General features: G+C 31.7%; 2 protein-coding genes. Both read right to left on the bottom strand.

Annotated features, from left to right (window positions below; translation table 11 throughout):
- Positions 1–382: 382 nt before the first annotated feature.
- A complete protein-coding gene (locus Q0945_RS15735) occupies positions 383–796 on the bottom strand; it encodes a hypothetical protein (RefSeq protein WP_299436537.1) in 414 nt (137 codons plus the stop codon).
- A 685-nt stretch (positions 797–1,481) separates the two neighbouring features.
- Positions 1,482–2,714: a hypothetical protein gene (locus Q0945_RS15740; protein ID WP_299436539.1), complete on the bottom strand. Its 1,233-nt coding sequence runs from the start codon at positions 2,712–2,714 to the stop codon at positions 1,482–1,484.
- Positions 2,715–2,904: the final 190 nt, after the last annotated feature.

Below are 2,904 nucleotides of genomic sequence, written 5' to 3' on the forward strand. Positions count from 1 at the left end.
TAATTAGAATTCCAACTCCTACGATTGAAACTATTCCGATTAAAATGTATGTCAGCATTGGTTTTGTCATATTGTGGGTAACGTCTAGGCTAAGCGTAGTGCGGAGGCAAGGAAACGTTGAGTTTCCGTCTGCGCACGAAGCTAAAGCTTATTGTTTAGTTTTATTTTTTCTTGTCCAAAGCTAAATCCATAAGATTTAGCGATATTATAAATATACATAGACCTTTCGGTTCTGCCCTACAGTCCGCATTACGTTTAGGCATTGTTGTAATCAGTAGCGACACGCACGAGTAAGCATGAAATTTTGCTTTTTGCTTTTAATTCCGACCGAGTGAAGTCCATCTGCGCAACAGTTGCGTCTGAGTTAAGTCCGTCCAACTATTTACTGTTTAATCATCTGTGGAATAAACTCATCTTCTTGTCCAAACCGGTATTCAATTTTCTTTTCTCGGAGAAAAGTCAATATTTCAATAAGTTCAGGTTTATTTACTTGACTTTCTAAAGTCACATAAATCCAATCATTTTCTTCAGCCTTGTTTTCCGTATTCGGAAGATTTGCAATGATTTCATTTTTGCAGGATTCAGCAGAGTGAAATTTTAAGTCTTTCATCATTAGTCCATCTTCCGAAAACAGAATAAAATTATTTATCATTCTTTCAGATTTGAAATCTGTTTTAAGAGAATCATTATTGAAGGATTTAACCCATACATTGAATTTTTCTTGAAAGATTTGAATTTCTGTGTTCGAAGTGGCATCAGCTTGAACCTCAAAATTATCATCATTTTGACCAGTCATTAGAAATGGAATTTGAAATAAAATAATAATGATTAGGAGGTTTCTTTTCATTTTGAGCTATTGATTACAACGTCCCGGCTATGATTTCGGACTGGGAAAGTATAGGCTAACCAGTCAGCCAGAGATAAATTTTTAAAATTAATATTTTACATAGAAAAAGCGCTTAGCCCAGTTTGAAATATAGCCATTGTTACTTTTTGTGGTTTTCAATTCCGCAAACTATAAATTCAAACACTGAGTTTTAAAAATTCAATCTTCTAAATTTTCAACTTAACTATGGGTTTACAATTTACCTATAAAAATTCATACAAAGTAAATCCGACCGAGTAAAAAGTCCGTTTGAGTGAGTTTTTTTAATTTTAAAGTTATTCAATTCGGTCTTGAGTAAGCATTCCGTCTGAGTGATAAAATTCGCACCTGAGTAAGTTTTTATTTTTTCAATTCACACCTGAGTGAGCATTCCGTCTGAGTGCGTAATTTTTCATTTAAAAAGTCAGCCACGAGAATTTTAATACTGCCGAAATTTTGATGTCGCACCATTAAAAGTAACGTGTTTGTATATGGTTTGTTGCGTGGTTTAAGCAACTAATTTAGTAAATAATTACCGACCAAGAAAGTCCGCGAGGACTTTCGTAAGTAGGCAAGAAGCCAGCAATAAATTATATACGGTGTTGTAGCACGTATTTTATTTTGCATTCGCATATATTACTTTTTCAGCCAAAAATTTAAGAATTGGAATATATTTTATTACAATAGATTCGGACTCCGAGAATGGAATTACACATTCCTCTCTTGTGTATTTATCGCTTGAATGAACAAGTGAATTTCTAATATGTTTGATGATTTTAGAAACGTTTGATATTGCGTGTCCTTCTTCTAATTTTAATGGAATTCTCTCTCCGAAAATAGGTTCTTTAGGTTTTGAGAATATTTTTTCTTTAGCATTATTTTCTATCTCAATTATAAACTGAATAAACTCTTCTTCATCAATAAATTTAGTAAGTACTCTTTTTAGCATACTGGTCTCATCCAAATTTCTTTCGTGTTTTTGAAGTATTGAGAGAAGTCGATTAACATTATCATAGCTCGCATTAAAAGTTGTAGAATTAATTACGCCTTTCGTTTTGTTAAATAGTTCTTCATCAGAAACTTTTAAAAAATTATATTCCAAAATATGATAGTATGACAAAAAAGATTGTGTTGGAAAAATACTGCTTTTTGCTACTTTATAAAACCCAACCAAATCATCTTCATAGTTCGATTTTGGAATTGAAAAGTCATTTTCTCCATCTTCTGGTATTGGTATATTAAAACCTTTTGCTTTAACTGTTTCCCTTAATTCCCAACTTTCATTTTCTATTACCGCTAATTTGAATAAACAAGACTTACATTTTTCTCTACCAATTTCAATGAGTTTTTCTCTTTGTAACTTACTATTAGGCTGATATTTTACTGTAATATAATTTAAGAACAAATCGTCAAATCTAAATAGAAATCGAGGTCTCCTTTTTCTCATTCCTTCAGAGCGGTCGTTATATCTTCTCGTCACTCTATTCTTAATTCGTTCAGAGTTAAAGTCAGAAAATCTAAATAGATTTAGCTTATACTCTTTAGACATATTTGTTAAAATAACTGTATTTTCTTTTTTGTCTTTGAATTCATAAAGAGGTTTATAAACGAAACTTGGTGTTAGTTTGAAAACCTGAAATTCAACTTCTTGATTAGAAACTTGAAATTTACTTTCTTCGTTTAATTCATATTGTTTCGCTCTGTAAACTTTTTTAATCGCTTTCAACCAAGCTTCGTCGACATTCACTTCGAACTTAATTTCATTGTAGTCAATTTCAATAGAGTCTTTAACAACTTTTGTTTTGAAGTCAAATCTTTCTAAATCTTTCGCAAATTTTTCTAATGACATTTGTGTTTGGTTTATATGTGCTACAACGTTCTCGGCTATGATTTCGGACTGGGAAAGTATACGCTAACCAGTCAGCCAGAGATAAATTTTTAAAATTAATACTTTACATAGAAAAAGCGCTTAGCCCAGTTTGAAATATAGCCATTGTTACCCTTTTTGGCCTACGATTGCTTAAGAATTCCAACAATTG

The sequence above is a fragment of the uncultured Maribacter sp. genome (assembly GCF_947500405.1).
GTDB lineage: Bacteria > Bacteroidota > Bacteroidia > Flavobacteriales > Flavobacteriaceae > Maribacter_B.

What these genes read in the sequence shown, in the direction of transcription:
- Q0945_RS15735 (WP_299436537.1), bottom strand. Translation starts at nt 796, where the DNA reads ATGACTGGTCAAAATGATGATAATTTTGAGGTTCAAGCTGATGCCACT.
- Q0945_RS15740 (WP_299436539.1), bottom strand. Translation starts at nt 2,714, where the DNA reads ATGTCATTAGAAAAATTTGCGAAAGATTTAGAAAGATTTGACTTCAAA.